Here is a 25,608-nt window from a genome sequence, read left to right as displayed (position 1 = left end):
AGGCGAATCGGCTCAGGCGGTCCGCAGCATCTCCGCGACGAGGAAGGCCAGCTCGAGCGACTGCACCCGGTTGAGCCGCGGGTCGCAGACGGACTCGTAGCGCGAGCCCAGGTCGATCTCGGCGAGCTCCTCGCCGCCACCCACGCACTCGGTGACGTCGTCGCCGGTCAGCTCGACGTGGACGCCGCCGGGCCAAGTGCCGAGCGAGCGGTGCACGTCGAAGAAGCCCTGCACCTCGTCGATGACGTCGTCGAAGCGGCGGGTCTTGTAGCCCGAGGACGCCTCGAAGGTGTTGCCGTGCATCGGGTCGCACACCCACGCGACCTCGATCCCGGAGGCGGTGATCTTCTCGACCAGGTCGGGCAGGCCGTCGCGGATCTTCCCCGCGCCGAAGCGGGTGATGAACGTCAGCCGCCCCGGCTCGTTGTCGGGGTTGAGCTTGGCCGCGAGGGCCAGCGCGTCGTCGGCGCTGGTGCCCGGCCCGAGCTTGACCCCGATCGGGTTGCGGATGTGGCGGAACAGCTCCACGTGGGCGCCGTCGAGCTGGCGGGTGCGCTCGCCGATCCACACGAAGTGCGCGGACACGTCGTACGGCGTCTGGGTGCGCGAGTCGATGCGGGTCAGGGCGTGCTCGTAGTCGAGCACCAGCCCCTCGTGGCAGGTGTGGAAGTCGACCCGGTGGAACTCGTCGGGGTCGGCGCCGATCGCCTGCATGAAGGTGAGCGCCCGCTCGATCTCCGCCGCGACCCGCTCGTAGCGCTGCCCGATCGGCGACTCCCGGACGAAGTCGGTGTTCCAGGTGTGCACCTGGCGCAGGTCGGCGTAGCCGCCGGTGACGAACGCGCGGACGAGGTTGAGCGTCGCGGCCGAGGAGTTGTAGACGTCGACGAGACGCTGAGGGTCGGGCACCCGCGCGTCGGCGGTGAAGTCGTAGCCGTTGACGGCGTCGCCACGGTAGGCCGGGAGGGTCACGCCCTCGCGGGTCTCGAAGTCGGAGGAGCGCGGCTTGGCGTACTGGCCGGCGAGCCGGCCGACCTTCACGACCGGCACCGACGCGGCGTAGGTGAGGACGACGGCCATCTGGAGGAGCACGCGCAGCTTGTTGCGCACGTTGTCGGCGGTGACGCCCGCGAACGTCTCGGCGCAGTCGCCGCCCATGAGCATGAACGCCTCGCCCCGCGACACCGCCGCGATCTTGTCCTTCAGCTCGTCGCACTCGCCGGCGAAGACGAGCGGCGGCATCGTGCGGAGCCGGGCGACGGCGGCGTCGACCGCCGCGCGGTCGGCGTACGCCGGCTGCTGGGCCGGACCGAGGGCGCGCAGGTCCGCCAGGGAAGGTACGGCGTCGGGGATGGTGCTGCTCACCCACCAAGCGTACGGGCGCGGGGCCCCGCGCCCCGCATCGTTCTCACGCTGCGGAGGCCCGCCCGGGGCGGCTCGCGACCGGGCTACTCGAGGTGGTCGATGTCGCGGAACCCGGTCCTCTTGGCGCGCACGCCCCGGTTGGTGGCCCAGGTGATCACCCAGAGGCCGACGCCGATGAGCATCAGGACGCCGGCGATCTGGTAGACCAGCGCGTCACGGTCGGCCCACGGCCCGACGAGGAAGAGGCAGAGCACCGCCGCCACCGCCGGCGTGATGCCCGGCGAGCGGAACCTGCTCTCCGTGGAGCGGTCGCGCCGCAGGATCAGGCACGCGAGGTTGACGACGGCGAAGACGCAGAGCAGGAGCAGCGAGGTGACGCTCGAGAGGTTGAGCACGACCTCGCTCTCGCCGCGCGAGGTGACGTAGACGATCAGCGCGAGGGCCAGCACGGTCGAGAAGATGATGCCGGCGTACGGCGCGCGGCGGTGGGGCGAGACCTTGCCGAGGGTGCGCGGCAGCACGTCCTGGTTGGCCAGCCCGTAGATCAGGCGGCTCGCCATGAGCATGTTGATCAGCGCGGTGTTGGCGACGGCGAAGACCGCGAGGAACGGGAACACCTTGTCGATCGGGAAGTCGGGCGCGCCGACCTTGACCACCTCGAGCAGCGCGCCGCCCTCGGGCGCGTCGGCGATCTGGTCGTTGGACAGCACCGCCACGACCGAGACGGCGACGAGCATGTAGATCAGCACCGCGATGCCCAGGCCGGTGAGCATGATCCGCGGGAAGATCCGCTCGGGGTCCTTGGTCTCCTCGACCATGTTGACCGAGTCCTCGAAGCCGACCATCGCGAAGAAGGCGATGGACGTCGCCGCGGTGACGGCGAGGAACAGACCCTTGTCGCCGGAGTCGTCGAAGGTCGTGACCCGGCCGAAGTCGGACTCACCCTGCGTCATGGCGTAGAAGCCGACCCCGATCACGATCGTCAGGGCGGTGACCTCGACCAGGGTCAGCACGACGTTGAACTTCACCGACTCGCCCACGCCGCGCAGGTTGATCAGGGCGAGCAGCACCATGAAGCCGAGCGCGATGAGCGTGATCGTCGTGGTGCCGGGCGCGTCGTCGATCCAGCCGTTGACCTCGAGGCCGCCGGCGAGGTTCTGGGCCAGCACCTTGGACGACGTCGAGGCGCTGGCGATGCCCGAGCAGATCACGCCGAACGCGACGAGGAACGTCACGAAGTGGATGCCGAAGGCCTTGTGCGTGTAGAGCGCCGCACCGGCGGCCTGGGGGTACTTCGTGACCAGCTCGAGGTAGGACAGCGCGGTCAGCGAGGCCACCACGAAGGCCACGAGGAACGGCAGCCACGCCATGCCGCCGACGATCCCGACCAGCTGGCCGGTCACGGCGTAGACGCCGGCTCCGAGGATGTCGCCGACGATGAACAGCAGGAGGAGCTTGGGACCCATCACCCGCTTGAGGTCGGGCTGCGGGCCGTTGACGTCGACGGGCTCGCTGGTGGTGGTGGTCATCTCGGTCCTCCGGGTCCGGGCGAGAAGAACTGCTCTATCCCCTACCCGAAGGGGTGGGCGCGCAATCGTCAAGAGAGGCGGGGCACGACGCCCAGCCGCTCGAGCAGGATCAGGGCCACCTCGGCGAAGTCGTTGCCGGCGACGTCGGCCGCCACCTGCTCCCAGTCGACCTGCTCGCGGACCGCCCTGGCGGCGGGCAGGATGCGGCCGAGGTCGCAGGAGCGCTCGTCCAGCGCCGCGAGCTTCGCGCCGATGAGCGCGGTGGCGCCGAGCACCGGCATCTGCACCGACTCGACCTCGAGCTCGCCGGCGCCGGTGAGCTCCTCGCGGGTGACGGGCCTGTTGTTGAGGCGGAACAGCACGTCGACCATCGCGCCGTCGACGAAGATCTTGAACAGCCAGTCCTCGGGCGGGTCCGCGACGTCGAGCCCACGCTCGGACAGCAGCTCCGCCGTCCGCTCCCGGTCGGCCTCCGCCACCGCGAAGTCGACGTCGTGGTGCGGCTCGGGCGCGCCCCGCGCCCAGAGCGCGTAGCCACCGGCGAGCGCGAACGGGATCCCGCCGTCCTTGAACGCCACGGCCACGAGCTTGAGGGCCTCCCGCATGCGGTCCTGCTCGTCCGTCACGGTCGCGTGGTACCCCGAACACGACGCGGGCCACTGGTGGGGTACCGGGGCCGCGATGCGCGTGGCGACGTTCAACATCCTCCACGGCCGGAACCCGGCCGACGACGTCGTGGACGTCGGCACCTTCGGCTCGGCGATCGCGAGCCTCGAGGCCGACGTGCTCGCCCTCCAGGAGGTGGACCGCAACCAGCCCCGGTCGCACCTGGCCGACCTCACCGCGGTCGCCGCGGAGGCGATGGGCGCGAGCGAGCACCGGTTCGCGGCCGCGATGACCGGCTCCCCCGGCGCCACCTGGGTCGCCGCCACGGGCGAGGAGCAGCCCGACGCGGCGACGTACGGCGTCGCGCTGCTGAGCCGGCACCCGGTCACGGCGTGGCACGTGGTCAGGCTGCCCGTGCTCAAGGCGCCGACGCCGTTCTGGTTCCACGGCGACCGGCTGCCGACCCTGGTCCGCGACGAGGCCCGGGTGGCCCTGGCGGCCCAGGTCGAGCTCCCCGGCGGTCCGGTCACGGTGGTGACCACGCACCTGTCGTTCGTCCCGTGGTGGAACGGCCGTCAGCTGCGCTACCTCGTCAGGTCGCTGGAGGTCGCGGAGCGGCCGCTGGTCCTCACCGGCGACCTCAACATGGGCCAGCGGCGCGCGACGGGCCTCACCGGCATGACCCCGGCCGGCACCTGGCCGACCTTCCCGAGCGACGCCCCGCGCGAGCAGCTCGACCACATCCTGCTCGACGGCGGCCTCACCGCCACCGCGACGAGCGCGCCGCACCTCCCGCTCTCCGACCACCGCGCGCTGGTGGCCGACCTGGAGCGCTGACCCTCAGCGGACCTCGCACTCGACGGGGTCGGAGCAGGGCTTGACGTCGTGCTCCTCGATGACGTGGCCCTCCGCGTCACGGGTGACCGCCTTGGCCAGCTCTCCCTCGACTGTGCCCCAGAACATCGTCTCGCCCGGCACCAGCGTCCCCGCCGCCACCGTGGCCCTGACGGTCTCGCCGTCGGTGGTCACGAGGTCGACGGAGGCGACGTCGGCGCCGTCGGCGCCGCCGATCCACACCGTGCGCGGCGAGCCGGTCGTGTACGTCGGGGTGTGGAAGAGCTCCAGGTCCGAGCCGGGCAGCAGGAAGTCATCGGTGCCCATGCCCCACTGGTGGACCAGGTCGCCGTCCTCCCCGCTCAGCATCGAGGGCGCGCACGGGTGGTCGCCGGTGCTGGTGCAGGCCAGCCGGAGCGGGCCGCCGTCGACGATGACCCCGATGTCGGTGGACCCGACCGGGTAGCCGTCCTCGTCGCCAAGCACGTGCTGCTCGTAGTCGGCGACGCCGTCGTAGAGCCACGCCGGGAAGCCCTGCCGCCCGAAGGTCGTGACACCGGTGTACCACCGGGTGCCGATGTCGATCGGGCCCGCTTCCACGTCGTGCCTCGGGACGCCGTCGACACCGAGCTCGTCGGCGCCCGCACCTGCCGGCAGCGGGATCACCACCTGCCAGCTCGAGACCTGCACGGCCCCCGGGACCTCGGCGAGCGCGCGCCGCGCAAGCGCCGACATCTCCTTGGGCTGCGCCTGCTGCGCGATCGGAGCGTCGTCGGCACGCTCGCCGCCGGCGCCGACGAGGGCGGAGACGCCCACCGACGCGGCGACGACCGCGGCGGCGGCGCCCGCGGCGACCACGGCCAGCCGGCCCTGCCGGCGTCGGCGGCCGCGGCTGCGGATCTCGGCGAGCCGTGCGGGCCGGAGCGGCTCCGGCTCGGCGGTCCTGAGGGTCTGCTCGAGCTGCTCGATCGTGCGTACGTCGTTCACTGTCCCACCACTTCCTCGTAGGTCCGGTCGCCGCTCCCCGCGGCGATGCGCAGCTTGGCGAGCGCGCGCGAGAGGGTGCTCTTCACGGTGCCGCGCGCGACGCCCAGCTCGTCGGCGACCTCGGCCTCGGAGAGGTCGAAGTAGTGCCGCAGCACGACGACCCGGCGCTCCCTGTGGGTCAGCGACTGCAGCAGCCGCACGATCTCGTCACGCTCGTCGACCCGGCCGTCGGGCCGCGACGGCACCGTCTCGAGGAGCGCGTCCCCCACGTCGACCGTCCCGTGCCTGCGCCGGATCCGGTCGATGTTGAGGTTCACCATGACCCGCCGGGTGTAGGCGAGCGCGTCGGAGCGGCGCACCCGTCGCCAGTGCGCGTAGGTGCGCACCAGCGCGGTCTGCGCCAGGTCCTCGGCGAGGTGGTGGTCTCCGGTGAGGAGGTACGCCGAGCGCCGCAGCCGCGGCCACGCCGCGGTCGCGAACTCGTCGAACCCGTCAGTGCTGTCGGTCATCACCTGTCCCTACGCCGAGACCGAGAGGAAGGTTGAGTGCTGGGAAGCACTGATCGGTGCGGGGCGGCGCCGGACGCCTCGAACAGCGCCTTCCTAACCGAAGAAGACGGCGGCCTCGGCGTACTCCTCGGGGCTGACCAGCTTGAGCTCGGCGGTGCCCTCGCTCAGCGGGACGCGGACGATGTCGGTGCCGCGGAGGGCCACCATCGTCCCGAAGTCCTGGTCGGCGACCGCGTCGATGGCGTGCAGGCCGAACCGGGTCGCGAGCCAGCGGTCGAACGCCGACGGCGTGCCGCCGCGCTGGATGTGGCCGAGCACCACGGCCCTGGCCTCCTTGCCGGTGCGGGTCTCGATCTCGTGGGCGAGGCGGTCGCCGATGCCGCCCAGCCGGACGTGGCCGAAGGCGTCCTTCTCCCCCGAGACGAGCGTCATGCCGCCGCCCTCGGCGGGCATCGCGCCCTCGGAGACCACGATGATGGGCGCGTAGTGGGTCTCGAAGCGGGTCTCGACGCGTTCGCAGATCGCCTCGATGTCGAACGGCTGCTCGGGGATCAGCACCTCGGTGGCGCCCCCCGCGATGCCGGCGTGCAACGCGATCCAGCCGGCGTGCCGGCCCATGACCTCGACGACCAGGACCCGGTGGTGGGACTCGGCGGTCGTGTGGAGGCGGTCGATCGCCTCGGTGGCGATGTTGACCGCGGTGTCGAAGCCGAAGGTGAAGTCGGTGCCGGAGAGGTCGTTGTCTATGGTCTTGGGGACGCCGACCACGTCGACGCCGAGCTCGGCGAGCTTGGTGGCGACGCCAAGGGTGTCCTCGCCGCCGATCGCGACCAGGGCGTCGACGCCGTTGGCGGCGAGGTTGTCCTTGATCTGCTCGACCCCGCCGTCGATCTTGAACGGGTTGGTCCGCGACGAGCCGAGGATCGTGCCGCCGCGCGGCAGGATCCCGCGGCACTGGGCGATGCCGAGCTCCATCGTCAGGCCCTCGAGGGGACCCCGCCAGCCGTCGCGGAAGCCGACGAAGTCGAAGGAGTGGTCACGCACTCCCCGCCGTACGACGGCCCGGATGACGGCGTTGAGACCGGGGCAGTCGCCGCCACCGGTCAGGACTCCGACGCGCATGTGTGCTCCTGGAATTGGATCGTTCAAGTCGCGGACGACCCTAGTGCCTCCCCTGCCTCTTCGGTAGCCGCGTTGGTGACCGGCTGGTCCGCGAGCGGGAGCACCCGCCCGACCAGCACCGACAGGCCGGCACCGACGAGCGCCAGGCCGAGGAGCACGAACCACAGCGGCGTCGCGCCGACGTCGAGCAGCCAGGCGAAGGCCACTGGGGCGACCGTGCTCGAGGCGTTCCACGCCAGCTGGATCATCGAGAGGTAGCGGCCGCGCAGGTGCTCCGGGGCGGCCTCCGCCTCCAGCGCGGAGGTGACCGGGCCGCCGGTCAGCTCGCCGAGCGTGTAGATCACCGAGCCGACCAGCACGACGACGACCCCGACGGCGATGCCGACCAGGCTCGCGCCGAGCAGCACGACGTAGGAGACCGCGAAGAAGACGTTGGTCAGCACCAGGATCCGCCACCGCACGCGGCCGGTCATCGCCCGCACGGCCAGTCCCTGGCCGAACCCCACCATGATCGTGTTGATCGTGAACACGGCGCCAGTCACCCAGCCGGGCAGGCCGAGCACCGTCGTCGCGTAGACCGGGAGCGCGAAGTTGAGCACCATCATCGACAGCGAGAAGGCCAGCTGGGCCAGCCACAGCACCCGGTAGGGGCGGTCGCGCAGCACCGTGCCCCACGAGCCCGCCGGGGTGTCGTGCCCGGAGCGCTCGGTGGCCGGGACCGCGAGGAGCAGCAGGAACGCCACGGCGTACGACGCCGCGTTGACGACGACGACCGCGGCGTACGCCGTCTGGGTGCCGATCGTGATCGCGACGCCCGAGGCCAGCCCGCCGAGCGCGAACCCCACGTTGCGGAGCGCCCCGAGGAAGCCGAACCACTTCTCCCGCTCCCCCGGCACCGAGATGGCGACGACGATGTTGCCGTAGGAGCCCCAGAACGCGGTCCGGCCGATGGTCACGACGACCGTCCAGACCGTGACCGCGACGAAGGAGTCGCTGACGAGGTAGGCGACGAACCCCGCGCCCTGGAGCAGGTTGCCGGCGAGCAGCACCTGCTTGGCCCCGATCCGGTCGACGACCGACCCGATGAGCGGCCCCGCCGGGAGCGCGATCAGGCTCGCCAGGGAGATCGCGGCGCCGACCTGGACGAGCGAGAGGTCGGTCGCGACGAGGAAGTAGAGCATGGAGATCGGCATGAACACGCCGCTGCCGACCGCGTCGATCGCGATCGCGGTCACGAACCGTCGGTGACGGCCGACCGACGGGAACCCGAGGCGGTGCAGCACCCGTCGATTGTCCGACCTCGAGCGCTGTTGAAGGCAAGCGAGTATCGGACGCGGCCGCCCGGTCTGCGCTCGCTAGGGTGCGGGCCATGACGTTCTCGATCGTGGCCCGGTCCGCAGACGGAGAGTCGTGGGGGGTGGCGGTGGCCTCGAAGTTCCTCGCCGTGGGCTCCGCCGTACCGGCCGCCGTCGCGGGTGTCGGCGCGATCGCGACGCAGGCCGACGCCAACGTCGCCTACAAGGGCCAGGCGCTCGCCCACATGGACGACGGCGCCACGGCGTCGGTGGCCCTCCAGCGCCTGCTCGAGGACGACGAGGGGCGCGACCACCGCCAGGTCGGCATCGTCGACAGCGACGGCGGCTCGGCCTCCCACACCGGCCAGGCCTGCCTCGACTGGGCGGGGAGCATCACCGGCGACGGCTGCGCGATCCAGGGCAACATCCTCACCGGCGAGGACGTCGTCGACGCCATGCAGACCGCGTGGGAGACCTCGGACCCCGAGGCGACGCTCGCCCGGCGCCTGCTGGAGGCGCTGACTGCCGGCGACCTGGCCGGCGGCGACTCGCGCGGCCGGCAGTCGGCGGCGCTGCTGGTGGTCAGGGACGGCGCGGGCTACGGCGGCCTCGACGACATCGCCGTCGACCTGCGCGTCGACGACCACGAGGCGCCGATCCCCGAGCTGGCCCGGCTGCTCGACCTCAGCGAGCTCTACCTCCAGGCGTCGGCCGAGGAGGAGAAGGTCCCGGTGACCCAGGAGCTCGAGGCGGAGCTGGAGGCGTTCGCGCAGGCGCAGGGCGCGCGGGACTTCCAGGCCTGGGTCGGCACCGAGAACTACGAGATGCGGGTCGCGCCGGACCTGTCGTGGATCGACCAGAAGATCCTCGACATCGTGCGGGGCGCGGACGCACCGTGACCGTCCTCGCCATCGACGCCGGCACCACAGGCGTCACCGCGGTCGTGGTCACCCCGGAGGGCGGGATCGCCGCCAAGGGCTACGAGGAGTTCGCCCAGCACTTCCCGAAGCCCGGCTGGGTCGAGCACTCGCCGGAGGAGATCTGGCAGGCCACCCTCGCGGCGGTCCGCTCGGCGGTCGACCAGGTCGACGCCTCCGAGCTCCGGGCGGTCGGCATCACCAACCAGCGCGAGACGATCCTGCTCTGGGACCGCGAGACGCTCGGCTCGCCCCGGCGCGCGATCGTGTGGCAGGACCGGCGTACGGCCGACATCTGCACGCGCCTCAAGGAGGCCGGCCACGAGGAGCGGGTCGCCGAGCTGACCGGGCTGCGGCTCGACCCCTACTTCTCGGGCACCAAGCTGATGTGGCTCGCCGAGCAGGAGCCGCACACGTGGGCGCTGGTCGAGTCGGGCCGCTACGCCGTCGGCACGGTCGACTCCTACCTGATCGCGCGGATGACCCGCGGCACCTACCACGTCACCGACGTCTCCAACGCCTGCCGCACGCTGCTCTTCGACCTCACCACCGGCGACTGGTCCGACGAGCTGTGCGAGCTGTTCGGCGTGCCCCGCGACGCGCTGCCGGAGCTGGTGCCCAACTGGGGCGAGGTCGCGACCACCGACCCCGCGACGTTCCTCGACCTGTCGCTGCCGATCGCCGGCATCGCAGGTGATCAGCAGTCGGCGCTCTTCGGGCAGACGTGCTTCGACCCGGGTGACGCCAAGTGCACCTACGGCACCGGCTCGTTCATCCTCACCAACACCGGCACCACGCTCGAGCGCTCCGACGCCGGCCTGCTCTCGACCGCCGCCTGGCGCTCGCCCTCCGGCGAGCTCACCTACGCGCTCGAGGGCGCGATCTTCGTGACCGGCGCCGCCGTGCAGTGGCTGCGCGACGGGCTCCAGATCGTCGGCTCGGCCGCCGAGACCGAGGCCATCGCCGCCACCGTCGACTCCACCGACGGCGTCGTGTTCGTGCCCGCCCTGACCGGCATGGGCGCGCCCCACTGGGACCCGAACGCGCGCGGGATGATCATCGGCATCACCCGCGGCACCACACGGGCGCACGTCGTCCGCGCCACCCTCGAGGCGATCACCTTCGAGGTCCGCGACGTCCTCGCGACGATGCCCGACCACGGCGCTCCCCTGCGCGTCGACGGCGGCGCCTCTGCCAACGACCTCCTCTGCCAGCTCCAGGCCGACCAGCTCGGCGTCGAGGTGCGCCGACCGAAGCTCGTCGAGACGACCGCCCTCGGCGCCGCCTTCCTCGCCGGGCTCGGCACCGGCGTCTGGTCCTCGACCGACGACCTGCGCGAGACCTGGCAGCTCGACCGCGCCTTCACCCCTGCCGCCGACCGCACGACCGCGGACGCCGCGCACGAGCGCTGGCTCGACGCCGTCGAGCGCGCGAAGGGCTGGGCGTAGGGCCGTGCCGACCACGGCCGGCCGACGGCTGGCTGCGGTGACCGCCCTCCTCGTCGCTGGCGCGGTCGGCGGCTGTCGCGACGGAGGCCGCGGCGAAGATGCCTCTCCGTGCCCGGATGCGCCCACTCCCCCCACATCGGCTCGCGCTCCGGTGCTCGACGTCTCGCCGCCGACCCTCCACCCAGGCGACTCGTTCGAGGTGGGGTTTTCGAACTTCGCACCGCACGACTCGATGCTGTTGCTGAGGAGCGCAGGCGCCCGCGGCAACAGGTGTGGTGAGAACTATGCGGTCTACACCGACAGCAACGGCACGCACTGGGCGGAGGTCTCCGGCCGTAGCACCTTCGTGCTGGACCGGGTGCGACGACGCAACCCTGTGCCGGCCGTCGTCCCTGACGTCGCGACGCCCGGGGACTACGTCCTCTGTGAGTCCTCGGGCTTCGCCTGCACGACGATCTCGGTGACGTCCGGCTGAGCCGGCCCGGCTGGGGCAACCTTGCCCGCCAGGGCCGGACGTAGTAGCCCGGACCCCACGCTCGCTCGAGCACCTGTCCGCCGGCCGGACGAACACGTCCGCGGGGACGACCGCTCGGAGCCGTTGCCACAGCAGGTGCTCGCGCTCGCGGCGCTGGTAGTCCCAGTCGTCCGGAGTTGGCATCGGTCGACGCTCGTAGTCGGACCACCACGCCAGCACGTCGTCGATGAGCTCGTCGGGCAGCCCGTAGGTCTCGCGCAGCACGTCGCGGTCGGCGCCGCACGGTCCGCCCTCGGTCCGGAACGGGCCGCCGTTCTCACGGGTCAGGCTCAGCTCGCCACCGGGTGCCGCCGCCGAACCAACTGCGCTCGCCGTCGCGCCTGACGGCGGACCAGCCCCACCTCTCCCCCATGACGACATGGTGCACGACGATGCGCGGTCGCTGCTGGGCGGGCCGATGACCCCGCTGGCCGATCGCCGGGCGGGGTGTGGGGCGTGGTGGTCAGGGTTCGGGGTCGTCGGGGGTGACGTCGGGGGTGATGTCGGTGGTGCCGGTGTGGTCGCGGAGGTAGAGGTACCCGAAGGGGCTGTGCCACAGGTAGGTGCCCGGCTCGGGACTGGTGTAGGTCCAGCCGCCGGTGGTCTTGGCTCGGTGGTGTCTTCGGCAGAGTGGCGCGATGTTGCAGGAGCAGGTCGCTCCGCCGTCCTCATGGGGCACGCGGTGGTCGTGGTCGCAGCGGCGGGCGGGTCTGGTGCACCGAGGGAATGCGCAAGTGTGGTCGCGGAGGTCGATCTGGGCCTTGAGGCGGTCGGGGATCTCGTAGGCGTCGACGTGGATGTGCTCGGCGAGATCGATGACCGGTCGGACCGTGACGGTGGTGTCGGGGTTGCCGCACCACTCGCGGATCTGCTCGGTGGTGATCGGGCCGCGGGCCTCCTCGACCCGACCCAGACCGCCGGCGCCGCGCAGTGAGGCTTCGCTGAGGTGAACGTGCAGCACGACCTGCCGCTTGGTCCACGGCTTCGGCCCCTCGGTCGGCAGGTCGAGTGCGGTCTGGCCGCGGGCGAGGTCGCCGAGGGCGATCGCGCGGCGTACGTCGAGGGAGTCGGTGGAGCCGAGCAGTCTCTGTTGTTCGGCGCCGGCGGCGAGGGCGGCGTCGAGGTCGAGCGCGTCGGCCAGATCCAGCTCGGCGTCGATGTGGACGGTGCCGGCGATGGTCACGTCGCCGAGCCGGACGTCGACGTGGCGGGTCTCGGCGGCCGCGAGCCTGTCTGCTTCGACCTGGTCGGGGTCGAAGAGTGCCTTGGCCTCGGCGATGAGCCGGCGCAGCTGGGCGTGGCCGACCTTGTGCGCGACCGGGGCGACGTGGCGGTCGACGAACTCGGCCGCCTTGAGTGAGAGGCAGATGGTCTCCTCGGCGATGGTGCCGAGCTTCCACGCCTGCAGGCGGCCAGCGGCGAGCTGCTTCCAGCACCGCTCGAGGCGGTAGCGGGCTTCGATCGTCTGGGTGAGGTAGCGGCGTCCTCGTTCGGTGGACCAGCCGAGCGCGGTCGCGAACTCGATGACCGCGAACTCCGCGATCTCGGGGCAGCCCTCGCCACCGAGCGGCAGCGCGGTCTCGTGCCAGGAGTCCAACGGCCCGACCAACGAGTGGGCGGAGTGCATCGCGGCCCACTGGGCTGCGGCCTTCATGACCTCGCGGGCGGCGTCCTCCTCGATCTGTTTCTGCTCCCGCGCGTAGGCCAGCACGGCGGCGGGGTCGTCGCCGGTGGTGTGCTGGGGCGGGCTGATCGTGGAGGTCATCGTGGGTCCCACCCTGCCATCGACCACCGACAGTCCCGGGCCCCATACAGGCCTTGTCCACAAGGGCTGGCGGAACTTTCTCAACTTTCGCTCGTGGGTGCGATCGGAGGCGGGCAGGTGCCCAGGTTTCGGTGGTTTCGAGACGGTCGCTGCACGACCTCCTCAACCAGCGGTGGGCGAGCGGGTGCCTACGCTGCGGTGATCTCGACAAGCTCGATCGGCGACGGCCCGGCGGGTTCCAACGCTTGCAGAGGTTTCGAGACGGTCGCTGCGCGACCTCCTCAACCAGCGGCCTACTTCTCCAGCTTGGCCAGCGCCTTCGCAGCGGCGTCGCGGGCCTCGGTGGCCTCGGTGACGGCGGCCTGGGCCTCGTCGCGGGCCTCCTCGGCCTCGGCGATCTCGTCGTCGACCTCGTCGCCGGTCTCCTCGAGCTCGGCGATCTTGCGCTTGAGCTCGTCGATCTCGGCCTGGACCTGCATCGACCTCGCCTCGAGGTCGGAGAGGGCCTGGGCGGCCTCGTCGTAGGCCGAGGTGGCCTCGGTCAGCTCCTCCTCGGCGGCCTCGAGGGCCTCGCGCGCGGCGGCGAGGGCCTTCTCGTCGCGGTCGGGGTCGGGGACGACGTGGAGCTCGGGCTTGGTGGGGGCGGCGTCGCGGGTGGTAGCCACGAAGCCGAGGGCGTCGGGCAGGGCGACGGCGCGGTCGAGGTCGACTGCGTCGACGCCGGTGGCTTCGAGGGCGGTGAGCAGCATGCCGCTGCGCACTGCCTTGCCGCAGTCCTCGTCGACCATGGCAGCGGTGAGGGTGGCCTCGACCTGGGCGGCGACGGCCTCGGTGACCTTCTGGCCGTTCTCGCGGGCGAGCCGGCGGGCCTGGGTGGTCACCGCCGCGGTCACCTGGCGGCGCTGGCGGGTCAGCTGGCGCAGCTCGTCGCCCGACATCGACTCCTGGGCCGCGCGCAGGGCGGCGCCGACCTGGAGGAGCTGGTCGACCTGCTCGGCCTCGTGCCGGACCAGCAGGTTGACGACCCACCCGGCCAGCGACGGCTTCTTCAGCGCCTTGACGTCCTTGGCGAGGTCGGTGCCCTTGAGCTCTTTCGCCTTGGCGTCGCGCGCGGGCGTGAAGTCGGGCAGCGGGAGCGCGTAGAGCTCGTCGGCGATCTCCAGCAGCTGCTCGGCCATGGGCGGATTGTGGCAAACCCTGCTCAGGGCCGTCCGGCCGCGGTCCAGGCGAGGTGCTTGTCCCACTGGGCGGCGTACAGCGCCCGCAGCTCGTCCTCGTCGACGCCCTCGAGCGGGAGCCGGGTGCCGTCGACGAGCGCCTCCCGCCACGCGTCGTACGACGCCAGCTCGGTCTTGGTGCGGCCGTCCGGCACGGTCCGGTGGTGCAGGCAGCCGCGGACCGTGTCGACACCGGCGCCGTCGCGGCGCTGTACGACGAGCAGCTGCGCGAAGCGGCCGCCGGGCGGCGTGGTGAGGGTGGCGTGCGCGGCGTCGACGGCCCGCTGGTCGGTGGGCCGCGACGAGACCTCGATGCCGGCGAATGTCCCGGACCGGTCGTGCAGGAACGACCAGCCGTCCTCGCGCACCTCGGTGATCTCGTAGCGGAAGCCGTCCTGGTCGTGCCGTCCCACGGTCACCGCGAACGGGTCGCGGAACGCGTCGCCGAGGCCGACGTCCACCCACCACCTGCCGCCTGGGTTGGCGTCGGTCGGGAGCCCGTCCACCACCAGCACCAGGTGGTTGAGGAAGGCGTCGTCGCGGTCCTCGGCCGAGGTGTAGACGTGCCCGTGCCGGCGGTCGACCGCGAAGCCCAGCTCGGCCAGCACGGCGCCGAGCGCGCCGTTCTGGTGGAAGCAGTAGCCGGCCCGGCCGACGGCGCCCACCCGCGCGAGGCTCGCCGCAGGGTCGGGCGACGGCGGCCGGCCGAGCATGGTCGAGAGGTTCTCGTAGGGCACGACGTCCAGGTGCGCGCGGTGCAGCAGCCGCAGGGTGTCGTAGGTCGGGGGCGGCTCGTCGTCGACCCCGACCCGCCGCAGGTAGGCCGAGACGGCCTCACTCAGCGGCATCGGCCTCGTCGCCCTCGTCGAGCCCCTGGGCGATGGCGTAGCGGGTCAGCTCCACGCGGTTGTGCATCTGGAGCTTGCGCAGCGTGTTCTGGACGTGGTTCTGGACCGTGCGGTGCGAGAGCACCAGGCGCTCGGCGATCTGCTTGTACGACATCCCCTTGGCGACCATTCGCAGCACCTCGGTCTCGCGCTCGGTGAGCGCCGGCTGGTCCGGGCCGGCGGTCGCGGGCTCCGAGAGACGGCGGTACTCCCCCAGCACCAGCCCGGCGAGACCGGGGGTGAACACGGTGTCGCCGTTGGCGACCCGGCGTACGGCGTCGAGCAGCTCGCCGCGCGACGCCGACTTCACGAGGTAGCCGGTCGCCCCCGCCTTCACCGCCTCGAGGACGTCGTCCTGCTCGCCGGACGCCGACAGGATCAGCACGCGCGCCGACGGGTCCTGGCGCAGCATCTCGGCGGTGCACTCGACGCCGTTCGGCGGCGGGATCTGGAGGTCGAGGACGACGACGTGCGGCCGGCACGCCGGGAACCGCGCGAGCGCCTCGCTGCCGTTGGCGGCCACGCCGACCACGTCGAAGCCGGCGTCCTGGAGGTCACGCTCGACGGCATCGCGCCACATCGGGTGGTCGTCGACCACCATCACCTTGATCTGCGGCTCGTCCACATCGGGACCCTAGGGCACGCCCTAGACGCCCTGGCCGAGCCGGACCCACCTCCCCCGCCGGTGCCCCAGCGGGTCGAGATCGTCGCCGACCTCGACGTGGTCGACGGTGCAGGTCAGCAGCCGCGACCAGCCGACCTCGCTGCTCGTCTCGAGGCGTACGCCGGCCCAGCTCGTCGCGTGGGCGAGCCGCGGCCCCCACTCGGTGTCCGCGAACTCCGCCTGGCGGAACACCCCGCCCGGCGCGGGCGCGGTACCGGCGAAGCCCTCGGCCAGGTCGCGGTCGGGCCACCCCAGCAGCTGTACGACGGCCCGCCCGGTCTCGGCGACGGCGTCGGCGAGGTCGGAGTCGGGGTCGACCAACCCGAGCACGCGGGCCGGCTCGCCGAGCACGACCAGCACCGAGGTGAGGGTGAGACCGGCGCGGTCGGCCCCGCTGCCGGCCGTCCACAGCGTGGCCGCGCCGCCGATCCGGCCCCGCAGCCGGCGGGCGGGGTCGGGGTCGGGGTCCGCGAAGGGGTGGTCGGAGTGGATGGTCACGGTGCCTCGACCCGCGGCACGCTGAGCTCCCACTCGGTGCCCTCGGCGCCCGTGGTGAGCCGCGCCTCGCCGCCGAGGTCCGCGATCCGCCCGCGGATCGACTGGCTCACGCCCAGCCGGCCGTCGGCTGCCGCCCGCTCGAGGCGACCCTCCGGGATGCCCGGCCCCTCGTCGCGCACCGAGATCTCGACCCGGTCGGCGAACCCCTCCACCAGCACCCAGGCGGGCGCGCCCGGCCCGACGTGCCGGGCGACGTTGTCGAGGCAGGCGGCGACCACGGCCACCAGCTCCGTGGCGACCTCGGCCGCGACCTCGACGGCGCCCGACGTCACGACCTGGACCCCCGGGCGGCTCTCGAGGTGCACCAGCGCGGCCGCGAGGTCGGTGGTGCCGGCCGCACCGGGCGCGACCTGGTCCTGCTCGCGGATCAGGGTGCGCAGCACCACCTCCTGCTCGCCGGCCAGCCGGCCGAGCTCGGCCGCGTCGCCGCCGAGCTCGGCGCCCCGCCGCTGCACGAGCCCGAGCACCTGGAGCACCCCGTCGTGCACCGCCCGGGCGAGCCGCGCCCGCTCGGCCGCAGCCGCCGCGTCACGCTGGGCGCGGTCGCGCTCCTCGGCCATCCGCCGCAGCGACTCGACCGCGAACCCCACGATCGGCCCGCCGATCAGCAGCAGGAAGGCGTTGCCGTAGTTGGCCTGGGTGACGTGCTGGCGGATCGACAGGTCCGACACGGTGATGCAGACCCCGGCCGCCAGGCCGCCGAGCCAGTACCAGTGGATCGCCCACGCCAGCAGCGCGCCCATCACCCAGTACGCCGGCACGGTGGCCGACAGACCGTCGCCCTTGAGCACCGGCGAGAGCAGGACCGCGCCGACCGCCGTCGCCAGGTCGGCGCCGAGGAGCCACGGCTCCCGGCGCGTGCGGTCGTCGTAGGCCCAGATCGCGAACGCCGTCCACGCCGCCATCGCGGCCAGGCAGGCCGCGCCGCCGAGCGGGTGCACGAAGTTGTCGCGGCGGTAGACGTTGAGCGCGATCGCGTGCGCCAGCAGCACCACCCGGAGCACGGCGAGCCACGAGAACAGCCGGTCCTCGACGGTGCCGCGCGGGCCGAACCACCACGTCGCGGCCCGTCGGACCGGCGCGGGCACCCCGGGCACGGCCAGCGCTACGACGCCTTCTGGTTCAGCTCGTCGAGCACCGCCTCGGACTCCGCGGCGGTCTCGGCCGCCTCGGCGGCCTTCTTCTGCTCCTCCTTGGCGCGGTTGGCGTACATGTCGACGTACTCCTGGCCGGAGAGGCGCATGATCTCGTACATGATCTCGTCTGTGATCGAGCGCAGGATGTAGCGGTCGTTCTCCATGCCCTCGTAGCGCGAGAAGTCGAGGGGCTTGCCGAAGCGCACGATCGGCCGGGTGAACTTGCCGAAGGTCTGGCCGGGCGGCGCCACGACGTCGGTGCCAACCACGGCCACCGGGATCACCGGCACCTTGCACTCGAGCGCGAGCCGGGCGACGCCGGTCTTGCCGCGGTAGAGCTTGCCGTCGTGGGAGCGGGTGCCCTCGGGGTAGATCCCGAAGAGGTCGCCCTCCTCGGTGAGGATGCGCTTGGCCGCCGAGAGCGCGCCCTCGGCAGCGCTGGCGCCGGAGCGGTCGATCGGCACCTGGCCGGCGCCGGAGAAGAACTTCTTCTGGAACCAGCCCTTGATGCCCGGGGTGTTGAAGTACTCCGCCTTCGCCACGAAGGTGACCCGGCGCGGCAGCGTCAGCGGCATGAACAGCCAGTCGGCGTAGGAGAGGTGGTTGCTGGCGAGGATCGCCGGTCCCGACGCCGGCACGTTCTCGGCGCCGCTGATCTGCGGCCGGAAGACGAGCCGGAGGACCGGTCCGAGAGCCACCCACTTGAGGAACCAGTAGAACACTCCGCTGACCTCCCACAATGACTGCCAACGGGACTGCCCGTCGGCCAGACTCTAACCCCCTCCGCAACCGGCGTAGGCTCGGTCCCGTGCAGCGCGACAGCGACGAGGACGCCTGGCGCGCCATCGTCGACAACTACGGCGAGCGAGCCGCCCTCGACGACGAGCCCGTCGCCGACCCGGTCGTCGACCCCGACGACCGGCAGGGCTACGACGCGGCGGGCAGCGCGGGGCTGCAGCGGCTGTTCCGGCCGCTTCCCCAGCCGGAGGCGGCCGTCGACGACGAGCTCGACGACTTCGTGCCGCCGACGCCACCGCCGCTGCCCAAGCTCCCGCCCGACCGGGCGCTGGCGTGGGCCGGGCTCTTCGGGTCGCCGAGCGTCCTGCTCGTGTGCCTGGTGCTCGGCGTCCACCTCGCTCCGTGGCTGGGCTACCTGCTGGTGGCGGCGTTCATCGGCGGGTTCGTCTACCTCGTCGTCAACATGCCGCGCAGCACCGACATCGACCCCTGGGACGACGGGGCCCGCCTCTAGCCGCCGCCGCTAGGGGGCCGGGCGGCGGAACCAGCCCTCGCCGCGCTGCTCGCGGAGCTGCTGGCGCAGCTGCTGGCGCTCGAGCTGGCGGGCACGCCGGCGGTCGGCCCGGCGCGAACGCCGCGCGGCCGAGCGCGCCATGTCGGCGGCACCGATGAACCCGGCCTGCGGGCCGAGCCGCGCCAGCAGGACCGGCGGCTCGGCGCGGTAACCGCGGCCGACCAGGTGCCGCACCATCGAGTCGCGGGTCGGCTCGAGGAGGAGGTCGCCGGCGTCGGAGACGCCGCCGCCGACGATCACGCAGCTGGGGTCGAACGCCGCCACGAGGCCGGCCAGGCCGGTGCCGAGCCAGCGGCCCACGTCGGCGAGCAGCTCGATCGAGAGCGGATCTCCCTCGCGGGCCGCGTCGGTGACCTGGGGTCCGCTGAGCCTCGCCGGGTCGCCGTCACAGATCTCGGCGAGCCGGTGGGCGACCGGCGACCGCGCGACGATGAGCTCGCGGGCCTCGCGCTCGAGGGCGTTGCCCGAGGCGTACTGCTCCCAGCAGCCGCGGTTGCCGCACGGGCAGCGGTGCCCGTCGGGGACCACCTGCATGTGGCCGAACTCGCCGGCCATCCCGTTGGCGCCGCGGTAGACGCGGCCGTCGAGGACGATCGCGCCGCCGATGCCGGTGCCGAGCGTGACGCAGAGGACGAAGCGGTGCCCGACGCCGGCGCCGAACCGGCTCTCGCCGAGGGCCGTGGTGTTGGCGTCGTTGTCGACGACAACCGGGATCGTCAACCGGTCGGACACCCGGGCGCGCAGGGGCTCGTCGCGCCAGGCGAGGTGCGGCGAGAACATCACCGTCGACCGGCTCGCGTCGACGAACCCGGCGGCGCCGATGCCGACCGCGGCCACGTCGTAGAGCTGTTGCAGCTCGTGGACGAGCTCGACGATGGTGTTCTCGACCCCGACGATGTCGTGGCCCAGGGTCGGCCGGCGGCGCAGCTCGACCACGCTGCCGCTCGAGTCGACGACGCCGGCGAGGATCTTGGTGCCGCCGATGTCGATGCCGATGGTGAGCGGGTCCCAGAGGTTGACCCGCGCCCGTCGGCTGGCCCGGGTGGCGGCGCGCGTGGAGCGATCGGACACGGTGCTTGTCTACCTCACCCGGCGCTCATCGCCGCGCCAGGTCGGCCGCACCGATCAGCCCGGCGCGGTTGCCGAGCCGCGCCTTGCGGATCTCGAGCACGGGCCGGTGCCCGCGCCCGGTCAGCTGGGACTGGAACGCCGCCCGCACCGGTGTGAGCAGCAGGTCGCCGGCCTCCCCCACGCCGCCGCCGATCACCACGACCGCGGGGTCGAGGACGGCCGTCAGCGAGGCGATGCCCTCGCCGAGCCAGCGACCCAGCGCGGCCAGCTGCTCGACCGCGAACGGGTCGCCGCTGCGCGCCGCCTCGGTGATGAGCGGGCCGGTGATCTCGTCGGCGTCGCCGCCGGCGCGGTCGACCAGCGCCTGCGCGAGCAGCGATCCCGCCCGGGCGGCCGCGCGCGCCTCGCGGACGAGCGCGTTGCCGCTGGCGTACTGCTCGAAGCAGCCGCGGTTGCCGCAACCGCACAGGACGCCGTCGGGGACCACCCGCATGTGGCCGATCTCGGCGCCCACCCCGAACGCGCCGCGCAGCAGCTCGCCGTCGTGGACGATGCCGCCGCCGATGCCGGTGCCGACGGTGACCAGGAGCAGGTCGTCGACGTCGTGGCCGGCGCCGAAGGTGAACTCACCCCACGCGGCGGCGTTGGCGTCGTTCTCGACGACGACCGGCAGACCGACCCGCGCCTCCAGGTCGGCCTTCAGCGCCACGTCGCGCCAGGCGATGTTGGGGGCGAACATCACCGTCGACCGCGCCTTGTCGATGTAGCCGGCAGCCCCGACGCCGACCGCGGTGATCTCGTGGCGCGACTTCAGCTGGGTGACGAGGTGCTCGATGGCCTTCTCGATCGCCTCGGTGTCGGTGGCGGGCGACTCGACCCGCAGCTCCTCCACGATCGCGCCGTCGTCGTCGACCACACCGCCGAGGATCTTGGTGCCGCCGACGTCGATGCCGCACGAGAGGCTCATGGGGCGTCGTCCTCGTCGAGGTCGATGTGCTGCACGCGCGACGCCTGCGGCTCCGTCGCGGCGGCCGCCGAGAGGAGCCCGGCCGCGGCCTCGAGGAAGGTGGACGCCGCCTGCGCGAGCTGGCTCTTCAGCTCCGGGCTGGCCCCGCGCACCGCGTGGACGGTGCGGCAGATCGGGCAGTAGAGGCACTCCGCGCCGCCGGTGGCGAGGTGCTCGCTGACCTCCCGCGCCCGGTCTCCGAGATGCTCACCCGCCCAGTCGGCCAGGGCGCCGAGCAGCTTCGAGGCCTCGTCGCCGAGGTTGCCGACGGGGTCGTCCTGGGGCGGGGTCATCCCGCACGCTCCTTCGTCGCCGTGCTGCCGGTCGGGTCCTGGAACGACACCCGGAGCACCCCCTCGTCGTCGACCCGGGCGGAGGACACCTGGAGGCGGGCCAGGCTCGCGGGGAGGGCCAGCAGGCGGCGGTAGGAACCGACGGTGACCACCAGGTCGTCGCCGCTGCGCGCGAGGTCGACCTGGTCGCGGGTGACGAAGGGCAGCCGGAGCCGCAGCTGCACGCCCGAGCGGACCGAGACGACCTCGAACGGGCCGCGCAGCCCCGAGGAGGCGAGCGGGTCGGTGCCGTCGTAGAGGTCGCGGGCGAGCGCCTCGAGTGCGGCGACGCCGACCGGCTCGCCGGTGAGGTACTCCGAGCGCCACAGCGGGAGGCCGGCGAACGACTGGGTGACCTCGGCGAGGACGGCGTCCTGCGCCATCACCCAGCCGGCCCGCCAGTCGTCGGCACCCTCGGTCGGGAACACCCGGTTGGCGACGACTCCGTCGACGCGGTAGCCGAAGAGGGAGAGCGTGGTGTAGGCCCGCCGGGCCTCCGCCAGGACGACGGCCTCGGGAGTCAGCACGATGCGCACGCTGGCGTCGGGCCCGGTCAGCAGGGTGCGGACCTCGTCGAGCTCGGCGTGCAGTCGCTCGACCGCCTCGAAGACGCCGCCGCCCGGCATCGGCACGCCGGCCGCCCGGGTCAGGACCGGCCGCAGGGCCTTCACGACGCGCTGCTGGACGGGGAAGACGCGCTGCATGTACCAGCCGAGGGCCTCCGGGAGCGCGAGCAGCCTCAGCGTCTCGGCCGTCGGGGCGCAGTCGACGACGACCACGTCCCAGTCGTCGGAGAGCACGTGGAGGCGCAGCTCGAGCAGCGCCAGCACCTCCTCCGCGCCCGGGATGACCGTCAGCTCCTCGGCAGCCACCGGGTCCATCCCGGTCGTGTCGAGCACCGAGAGCAGGTAGCCCTGGATCTCGGCCCACGACTGCTCGAAGCGCAACTGGGCGTCGACCTGCTGGACGAAGAGGTTCTCGGCGACCTCGGTCGGCTCGGCGCCGACGGGGGTGCCGAAGGCGTCGGCGAGCGAGTGCGCCGCGTCGGTCGACAGCACGAGCGTGCGGTGACCCTCGGCCGCTGCGAGCGCAGCGGTGCCCGAGGCGACGGTCGACTTGCCGACGCCGCCCTTGCCGGTGAAGAGGATGATGCGCACGTGAGGCCGGGCTAGCCGAGCGACTCGACGCGCTTCTTGAGCCCCTTGAGCGCGGTGTCGATGAGGATCTTCTCGCCCTTGCGCTTGAGCATGCCGATCAGCGGGATCGACACGTCGAGCGCGAGCCGGTAGGTCACCTCGGTGCTGCCGTTGCCCAGGTCGCGGAGCCCGTAGGCGCCGTCGAGGGCGCGCAGCATCTTGCCCTGGACCAGGGTCCAGGTGACCTCGCGGTCGCCGTCCCAGGTGTACTCGAGGGTGTACTCGTCCTTGATGGGGCTGACGTCGAGGGCGAAGAACACCTGCTCGGCCCGGCCGTCGTCGAACGTCGAGCGCGTCTCGGCCCGGGTCACGCCCTTGGCCCACTGGGGGTAGGCGTCGAAGTCGGCGATCACGTCCATGACCGCGGACGCTGGCGCGTCGACGGTGATGGAGGAAGTGGTCTGCTCGGCCATCTCGAACTCCCTGCGCTCGTCCTCCCCGACCCCGTCGTACCTCGTCGACCCCTACCGAGGGAGTGCGCACGAGCGGCCGGATCGCCGGTCAGCGAGCGTACCGGATGCTCCGGACCGGAAACCCGCCGCACCTGACCCGGCGGTAACGTGCCGCACGTGCGTGAGTACTCGACGCCGCCGACCTTCGAGCTCCCGGCGACAGGCAACGTGACCGACGACGTCGTGACCAACGCGCGCGACCACGGATCCGACGTGGTGTTCAGCCGCCGGGGCGCCGACGGCTGGGACGGCGTGACCGCCGCGGAGTTCCACGCCGAGGTGGTGGCGGTCGCCAAGGGCCTGGTCGCGGCCGGCATCGAGACCGGCGACCGGGTCGCGCTGATCTCCAAGACCCGCTACGAGTGGACACTGCTCGACTACGCGATCTGGTTCGCGGGCGCCGTGACGGTCCCGATCTACGAGACGTCGTCGACCGAGCAGGTCGAGTGGATCCTCCAGGACTCCGGCGCGCGCGCCGTGGTGGCCGAGACCCCCGATCACGTCGCCCGGGTCGCCGAGGTCCGCGGCCGGCTCGGCGAGCTCAACCACGTCTGGTCGATCACCGACAACGCCGTCGACATCCTGACCCGGCTCGGGCAGGACATCACCGACGAGGCGCTGGAGCAGCGGCGAACGACGGCCGGGCCGGGCGACCTCGCCACCCTGATCTACACCTCGGGCACGACCGGGCGACCCAAGGGCTGCATGCTCACCCACGGCAACTTCATGGTCGAGCTCGGTGTGGCCGTCGACGAGCTGCACGAGCTGTTCGACTCCGACGACGCCTCCACGCTCCTCTTCCTGCCGCTGGCCCACGTGTTCGCGCGGATCATCCAGGTCGGCGCGGTCCGCTCGCGAGCGCGCCTGGGCCACAGCGCGGACATCAAGAACCTCGTCGCCGACCTGCAGGCGTTCCGCCCGACCTTCGTGCTCGCCGTGCCGCGGGTCTTCGAGAAGGTCTTCAACACCGCCTCCCAGCGCGCCACCGCCGACGGCCGGGGCGCGATCTTCGACCGGGCTGCCGAGGTGGCGATCGCCTACTCGCGCGGTCTCGACCGCGGCAAGCCGTCGCTGGCCGTCCGCGCCCAGCACGCCGTCTTCTCCCGGCTGGTCTACGGCAAGCTCCGCGAGGCGCTCGGCGGCCGCTGCGAGTTCGCCGTGTCCGGGGGCGCTCCCCTGGGTGACAGGCTCGGCCACTTCTACCGCGGCATCGGCGTCACCGTGCTCGAGGGCTACGGCCTCACCGAGACCACCGCCGCCCTCACCGTCAACCAGCCCGACGCCCTCAAGATCGGCACCGTCGGCAGGCCGATCCCCGGCACCGCCGTGCGGGTGGCCGAGGACGGCGAGCTGCTCTTCCGCGGCGGCCAGGTCTTCACCGGCTACTGGCGCAACGACGAGGCGACCGCCGAGGTGCTCGAGGACGGCGGCTGGTTCCACACCGGCGACGTCGGCGAGGTCGACGACGAGGGGTTCGTCCGGATCACCGGCCGCAAGAAGGAGATCCTCGTGACCGCCGGCGGCAAGAACGTCGCCCCCGCCGTCCTCGAGGACCGCGTCCGCGCCCACGCCCTCGTCGACCAGTGCCTGGTCGTCGGCGACGGCCAGCCCTTCATCGCGGCGCTGGTCACCCTCGACCGCGAGGCGGTCGCCACCTGGGCCGAGCAGCACGGCAAGTCCGCCAGGATCGAGGCCCTCGTCGACGACGCGGACCTGCACGCCGCCATCGAGGCCGCGGTCGAGGACGCCAACAAGGCCGTCTCCAAGGCCGAGGCGATCCGCAAGTTCCGGATCCTCCCCGACGAGTGGACCGAGGAGGGCGGTCAGCTCACGCCCAGCCTCAAGCTCAAGCGCAACGTCGTGATGCGCGAGAACAAGGACGACGTGGCGGCGCTCTACCTGGGGTGATGTCCCGGGCGCTCGTGTGGCGGCCAGCGGAGACAGCGCCTCTAACACGTTCGCGCCACCCGCGTAGCACCTTCGCCCCTAGTCACACGAGTTCCGCCAAAACGCGTACGCGCCACCCCGCTCGTTCCTACAGTTCTAGACCGAGGGACAGCACTCGTGGGACAGGGCTGGCGGGCACATCAGCCTGCCTCCCGCAAGGGACGGAAAGGTCTCGCCGATGGACCGTCGTAGGATTCTTCTGGTCGTAGCCGTGCTCGTGGCAGCACTCGGCTCCGCACTCGTCTTTCTCTACACCAAGGGTGCCGACACCCGGGCTGAGAAGAGGTTCGACACCGTCAAGGTGCTCGAGGCCACCGCGGTCATCGCCCCTGGCGAGACCTTCGAGGACGCCCAGGCCGCCGGCAAGCTGGCGCTGGAGGCGGTCTCCAAGGACGCGCTGCTCGACGGCTATCAGACCACGGCCGACTCGCTGTCCGGCACCGTGTCGCTGGGCACCATCTACCCGGGTGAGCAGATCATCTCGGCGAAGTGGGGCACCTCGGCGGCCGTGACGTCGACGCTCCAGATCCCCGACGCCAACATGGCGGTCTCGGTGAACCTGACCGACCCGTCCCGTGTGGCGGGCTTCGTCAACCCGGGCTCCGAGGTCGCGATCTTCCTCACCGGCACCACCGAGACCGACACGGCAGGCGCGGTCGCCGGGTCCGGCTTCTCCCGGCTGCTGCTCGAGCGGGTCACCGTCCTCGGTGTCGGCTCGACCACGCCGGTGTCGACCACCACGACCGACGAGTCGGGCGCCTCCACGACCGAGCAGCTGCCCCGGACGCTCCTCACGCTGTCGGTCAACCAAGCCCAGGCCGAGAAGATCCTGTTCGCCCAGAGCATGGGCGAGCTCGCCTTCGGCCTCCTCACCGACCAGAGCCAGGTGGCACCCGACTCCGGGCCCATGACCTTCGAGAACCTCTTCAAGTGAGGCAC

26 protein-coding genes are annotated in these 25,608 nt (G+C 72.5%); 7 read left to right on the top strand and 19 right to left on the bottom strand.

Going from position 1 to position 25,608, the window contains the following annotated elements:
• Window positions 1–12 precede the first annotated feature (12 nt).
• From G514_RS0103235 to G514_RS0103225, 3 genes are all read right to left on the bottom strand, one after another.
• On the bottom strand, window positions 13–1,365 hold the full coding sequence (locus G514_RS0103235) for a class II 3-deoxy-7-phosphoheptulonate synthase (RefSeq protein ID WP_036563449.1): 1,353 nt from the start codon (window positions 1,363–1,365) through the stop codon (window positions 13–15).
• An 83-nt stretch (window positions 1,366–1,448) separates the two neighbouring features.
• Window positions 1,449–2,894, bottom strand: a complete 1,446-nt coding sequence (locus tag G514_RS0103230) for an APC family permease (RefSeq protein ID WP_028650592.1) — start codon at window positions 2,892–2,894, stop codon at window positions 1,449–1,451.
• Between the two features lie 68 nt (window positions 2,895–2,962).
• Window positions 2,963–3,520, bottom strand: coding sequence for a nucleotidyltransferase family protein (locus G514_RS0103225; RefSeq protein WP_028650591.1), 558 nt, complete (start codon window positions 3,518–3,520; stop codon window positions 2,963–2,965).
• Window positions 3,521–3,575: 55 nt separating this feature from the next.
• Here G514_RS0103225 and G514_RS0103220 point away from each other — a divergent pair, with 55 nt between their 5' ends.
• Window positions 3,576–4,337: an endonuclease/exonuclease/phosphatase family protein gene (locus tag G514_RS0103220; RefSeq protein ID WP_028650590.1), complete on the top strand. Its 762-nt coding sequence runs from the start codon at window positions 3,576–3,578 to the stop codon at window positions 4,335–4,337.
• A gap of 3 nt (window positions 4,338–4,340) precedes the next feature.
• Here the strand turns inward: G514_RS0103220 and G514_RS0103215 are convergent, their stop codons facing one another.
• From G514_RS0103215 to G514_RS24575, 4 genes are all read right to left on the bottom strand, one after another.
• Window positions 4,341–5,321: a hypothetical protein gene (locus G514_RS0103215; protein ID WP_028650589.1), complete on the bottom strand. Its 981-nt coding sequence runs from the start codon at window positions 5,319–5,321 to the stop codon at window positions 4,341–4,343.
• Window positions 5,318–5,830: a SigE family RNA polymerase sigma factor gene (locus G514_RS0103210; RefSeq protein WP_028650588.1), complete on the bottom strand. Its 513-nt coding sequence runs from the start codon at window positions 5,828–5,830 to the stop codon at window positions 5,318–5,320. Before G514_RS0103210 ends, G514_RS0103215 begins: the two co-directional genes overlap by 4 nt.
• A 93-nt stretch (window positions 5,831–5,923) precedes the next feature.
• Entirely contained in the window at window positions 5,924–6,952 is a 1,029-nt protein-coding gene (locus tag G514_RS0103205) for a 6-phosphofructokinase (protein ID WP_028650587.1), read from the bottom strand.
• A gap of 23 nt (window positions 6,953–6,975) precedes the next feature.
• Window positions 6,976–8,235, bottom strand: coding sequence for an MFS transporter (locus tag G514_RS24575; protein ID WP_051246622.1), 1,260 nt, complete (start codon window positions 8,233–8,235; stop codon window positions 6,976–6,978).
• A gap of 86 nt (window positions 8,236–8,321) precedes the next feature.
• On the opposite strand from G514_RS24575, the gene G514_RS0103195 reads away from it, so the two are divergent.
• From G514_RS0103195 to G514_RS0103185, 3 genes are all read left to right on the top strand, one after another.
• Window positions 8,322–9,146: a DUF1028 domain-containing protein gene (locus tag G514_RS0103195; protein WP_028650586.1), complete on the top strand. Its 825-nt coding sequence runs from the start codon at window positions 8,322–8,324 to the stop codon at window positions 9,144–9,146.
• The gene (gene glpK, locus G514_RS0103190; RefSeq protein WP_028650585.1) at window positions 9,143–10,612 is read left to right on the top strand and encodes a glycerol kinase GlpK; all 1,470 of its coding nucleotides are present in this window, start codon (window positions 9,143–9,145) and stop codon (window positions 10,610–10,612) included. The genes G514_RS0103195 and glpK overlap by 4 nt, the downstream gene beginning before the upstream one ends.
• Before the next feature lie 151 nt (window positions 10,613–10,763).
• Entirely contained in the window at window positions 10,764–11,087 is a 324-nt protein-coding gene (locus G514_RS0103185) for a hypothetical protein (RefSeq protein WP_028650584.1), read from the top strand.
• Window positions 11,088–11,589: 502 nt separating this feature from the next.
• Here G514_RS0103185 and G514_RS0103180 read toward each other — a convergent pair.
• The 7 genes from G514_RS0103180 to G514_RS0103150 all read right to left on the bottom strand — a co-directional run bounded on the left by G514_RS0103180 (window position 11,590) and on the right by G514_RS0103150 (window position 18,075).
• Entirely contained in the window at window positions 11,590–12,891 is a 1,302-nt protein-coding gene (locus G514_RS0103180) for an HNH endonuclease signature motif containing protein (protein WP_028650583.1), read from the bottom strand.
• A gap of 293 nt (window positions 12,892–13,184) precedes the next feature.
• A complete protein-coding gene (locus G514_RS0103175; RefSeq protein WP_028650582.1) occupies window positions 13,185–14,069 on the bottom strand; it encodes a hypothetical protein in 885 nt (294 codons plus the stop codon).
• 23 nt (window positions 14,070–14,092) lie between these two features.
• Window positions 14,093–14,956, bottom strand: coding sequence for an arylamine N-acetyltransferase family protein (locus G514_RS24570; RefSeq protein ID WP_084151744.1), 864 nt, complete (start codon window positions 14,954–14,956; stop codon window positions 14,093–14,095).
• Complete coding sequence (locus G514_RS0103165; RefSeq protein ID WP_036563518.1) at window positions 14,943–15,596, bottom strand: response regulator; 654 nt, start codon at window positions 15,594–15,596, stop codon at window positions 14,943–14,945. Before G514_RS0103165 ends, G514_RS24570 begins: the two co-directional genes overlap by 14 nt.
• A 45-nt stretch (window positions 15,597–15,641) precedes the next feature.
• Window positions 15,642–16,157 carry a flavin reductase family protein gene (locus G514_RS0103160; RefSeq protein WP_028650581.1) on the bottom strand — a complete coding sequence of 172 codons (516 nt, stop codon included), beginning with the start codon at window positions 16,155–16,157 and terminating at the stop codon, window positions 15,642–15,644.
• Window positions 16,154–17,314, bottom strand: coding sequence for a MacS family sensor histidine kinase (macS, locus tag G514_RS24565; protein WP_084151743.1), 1,161 nt, complete (start codon window positions 17,312–17,314; stop codon window positions 16,154–16,156). The genes G514_RS0103160 and macS overlap by 4 nt, the downstream gene beginning before the upstream one ends.
• Before the next feature lie 8 nt (window positions 17,315–17,322).
• A complete protein-coding gene (locus G514_RS0103150; protein ID WP_028650580.1) occupies window positions 17,323–18,075 on the bottom strand; it encodes a lysophospholipid acyltransferase family protein in 753 nt (250 codons plus the stop codon).
• 86 nt (window positions 18,076–18,161) lie between these two features.
• On the opposite strand from G514_RS0103150, the gene G514_RS0103145 reads away from it, so the two are divergent.
• Entirely contained in the window at window positions 18,162–18,605 is a 444-nt protein-coding gene (locus G514_RS0103145; protein ID WP_028650579.1) for a hypothetical protein, read from the top strand.
• Between the two features lie 9 nt (window positions 18,606–18,614).
• Here G514_RS0103145 and G514_RS24560 read toward each other — a convergent pair whose 3' ends face one another.
• From G514_RS24560 to G514_RS0103120, 5 genes are all read right to left on the bottom strand, one after another.
• Window positions 18,615–19,661 carry an ROK family glucokinase gene (locus G514_RS24560; RefSeq protein WP_245582097.1) on the bottom strand — a complete coding sequence of 349 codons (1,047 nt, stop codon included), beginning with the start codon at window positions 19,659–19,661 and terminating at the stop codon, window positions 18,615–18,617.
• Between the two features lie 100 nt (window positions 19,662–19,761).
• A complete protein-coding gene (locus G514_RS0103135) occupies window positions 19,762–20,703 on the bottom strand; it encodes an ROK family glucokinase (protein WP_028650578.1) in 942 nt (313 codons plus the stop codon).
• Window positions 20,700–21,035, bottom strand: a complete 336-nt coding sequence (locus G514_RS0103130) for a hypothetical protein (protein ID WP_028650577.1) — start codon at window positions 21,033–21,035, stop codon at window positions 20,700–20,702. Before G514_RS0103130 ends, G514_RS0103135 begins: the two co-directional genes overlap by 4 nt.
• Entirely contained in the window at window positions 21,032–22,231 is a 1,200-nt protein-coding gene (locus G514_RS0103125) for an ArsA family ATPase (protein WP_028650576.1), read from the bottom strand. Before G514_RS0103125 ends, G514_RS0103130 begins: the two co-directional genes overlap by 4 nt.
• Before the next feature lie 11 nt (window positions 22,232–22,242).
• A complete protein-coding gene (locus G514_RS0103120) occupies window positions 22,243–22,683 on the bottom strand; it encodes an SRPBCC family protein (RefSeq protein ID WP_028650575.1) in 441 nt (146 codons plus the stop codon).
• A gap of 156 nt (window positions 22,684–22,839) precedes the next feature.
• On the opposite strand from G514_RS0103120, the gene G514_RS0103115 reads away from it, so the two are divergent.
• Window positions 22,840–24,630: an AMP-dependent synthetase/ligase gene (locus G514_RS0103115; RefSeq protein ID WP_028650574.1), complete on the top strand. Its 1,791-nt coding sequence runs from the start codon at window positions 22,840–22,842 to the stop codon at window positions 24,628–24,630.
• 217 nt (window positions 24,631–24,847) lie between these two features.
• A complete protein-coding gene (gene cpaB, locus G514_RS0103110; RefSeq protein ID WP_084151742.1) occupies window positions 24,848–25,603 on the top strand; it encodes a Flp pilus assembly protein CpaB in 756 nt (251 codons plus the stop codon).
• Window positions 25,604–25,608 lie beyond the last annotated feature (5 nt).

Source organism: Nocardioides halotolerans DSM 19273 (genome assembly GCF_000422805.1).
Lineage (GTDB): Bacteria > Actinomycetota > Actinomycetes > Propionibacteriales > Nocardioidaceae > Nocardioides > Nocardioides halotolerans.
The sequence above is the reverse complement of the archived record's forward strand: the minus strand, read 5'-3'. Positions and strand labels throughout refer to the sequence as shown.

Coding starts and splice junctions, on each gene's coding strand:
- G514_RS0103230 (WP_028650592.1), bottom strand. CDS start 2,894: ATGACCACCACCACCAGCGAGCCCGTCGACGTCAACGGCCCGCAGCCC.
- G514_RS0103220 (WP_028650590.1), top strand. CDS start 3,576: ATGCGCGTGGCGACGTTCAACATCCTCCACGGCCGGAACCCGGCCGAC.
- G514_RS0103210 (WP_028650588.1), bottom strand. CDS start 5,830: ATGACCGACAGCACTGACGGGTTCGACGAGTTCGCGACCGCGGCGTGG.
- G514_RS0103205 (WP_028650587.1), bottom strand. CDS start 6,952: ATGCGCGTCGGAGTCCTGACCGGTGGCGGCGACTGCCCCGGTCTCAAC.
- G514_RS0103195 (WP_028650586.1), top strand. CDS start 8,322: ATGACGTTCTCGATCGTGGCCCGGTCCGCAGACGGAGAGTCGTGGGGG.
- G514_RS0103180 (WP_028650583.1), bottom strand. CDS start 12,891: ATGACCTCCACGATCAGCCCGCCCCAGCACACCACCGGCGACGACCCC.
- G514_RS0103175 (WP_028650582.1), bottom strand. CDS start 14,069: ATGGCCGAGCAGCTGCTGGAGATCGCCGACGAGCTCTACGCGCTCCCG.
- G514_RS24570 (WP_084151744.1), bottom strand. CDS start 14,956: ATGCCGCTGAGTGAGGCCGTCTCGGCCTACCTGCGGCGGGTCGGGGTC.
- G514_RS0103165 (WP_036563518.1), bottom strand. CDS start 15,596: ATGGTGGTCGACGACCACCCGATGTGGCGCGATGCCGTCGAGCGTGAC.
- G514_RS0103135 (WP_028650578.1), bottom strand. CDS start 20,703: ATGAGCCTCTCGTGCGGCATCGACGTCGGCGGCACCAAGATCCTCGGC.
- G514_RS0103130 (WP_028650577.1), bottom strand. CDS start 21,035: ATGACCCCGCCCCAGGACGACCCCGTCGGCAACCTCGGCGACGAGGCC.
- G514_RS0103120 (WP_028650575.1), bottom strand. CDS start 22,683: ATGGCCGAGCAGACCACTTCCTCCATCACCGTCGACGCGCCAGCGTCC.
- cpaB (WP_084151742.1), top strand. CDS start 24,848: ATGGACCGTCGTAGGATTCTTCTGGTCGTAGCCGTGCTCGTGGCAGCA.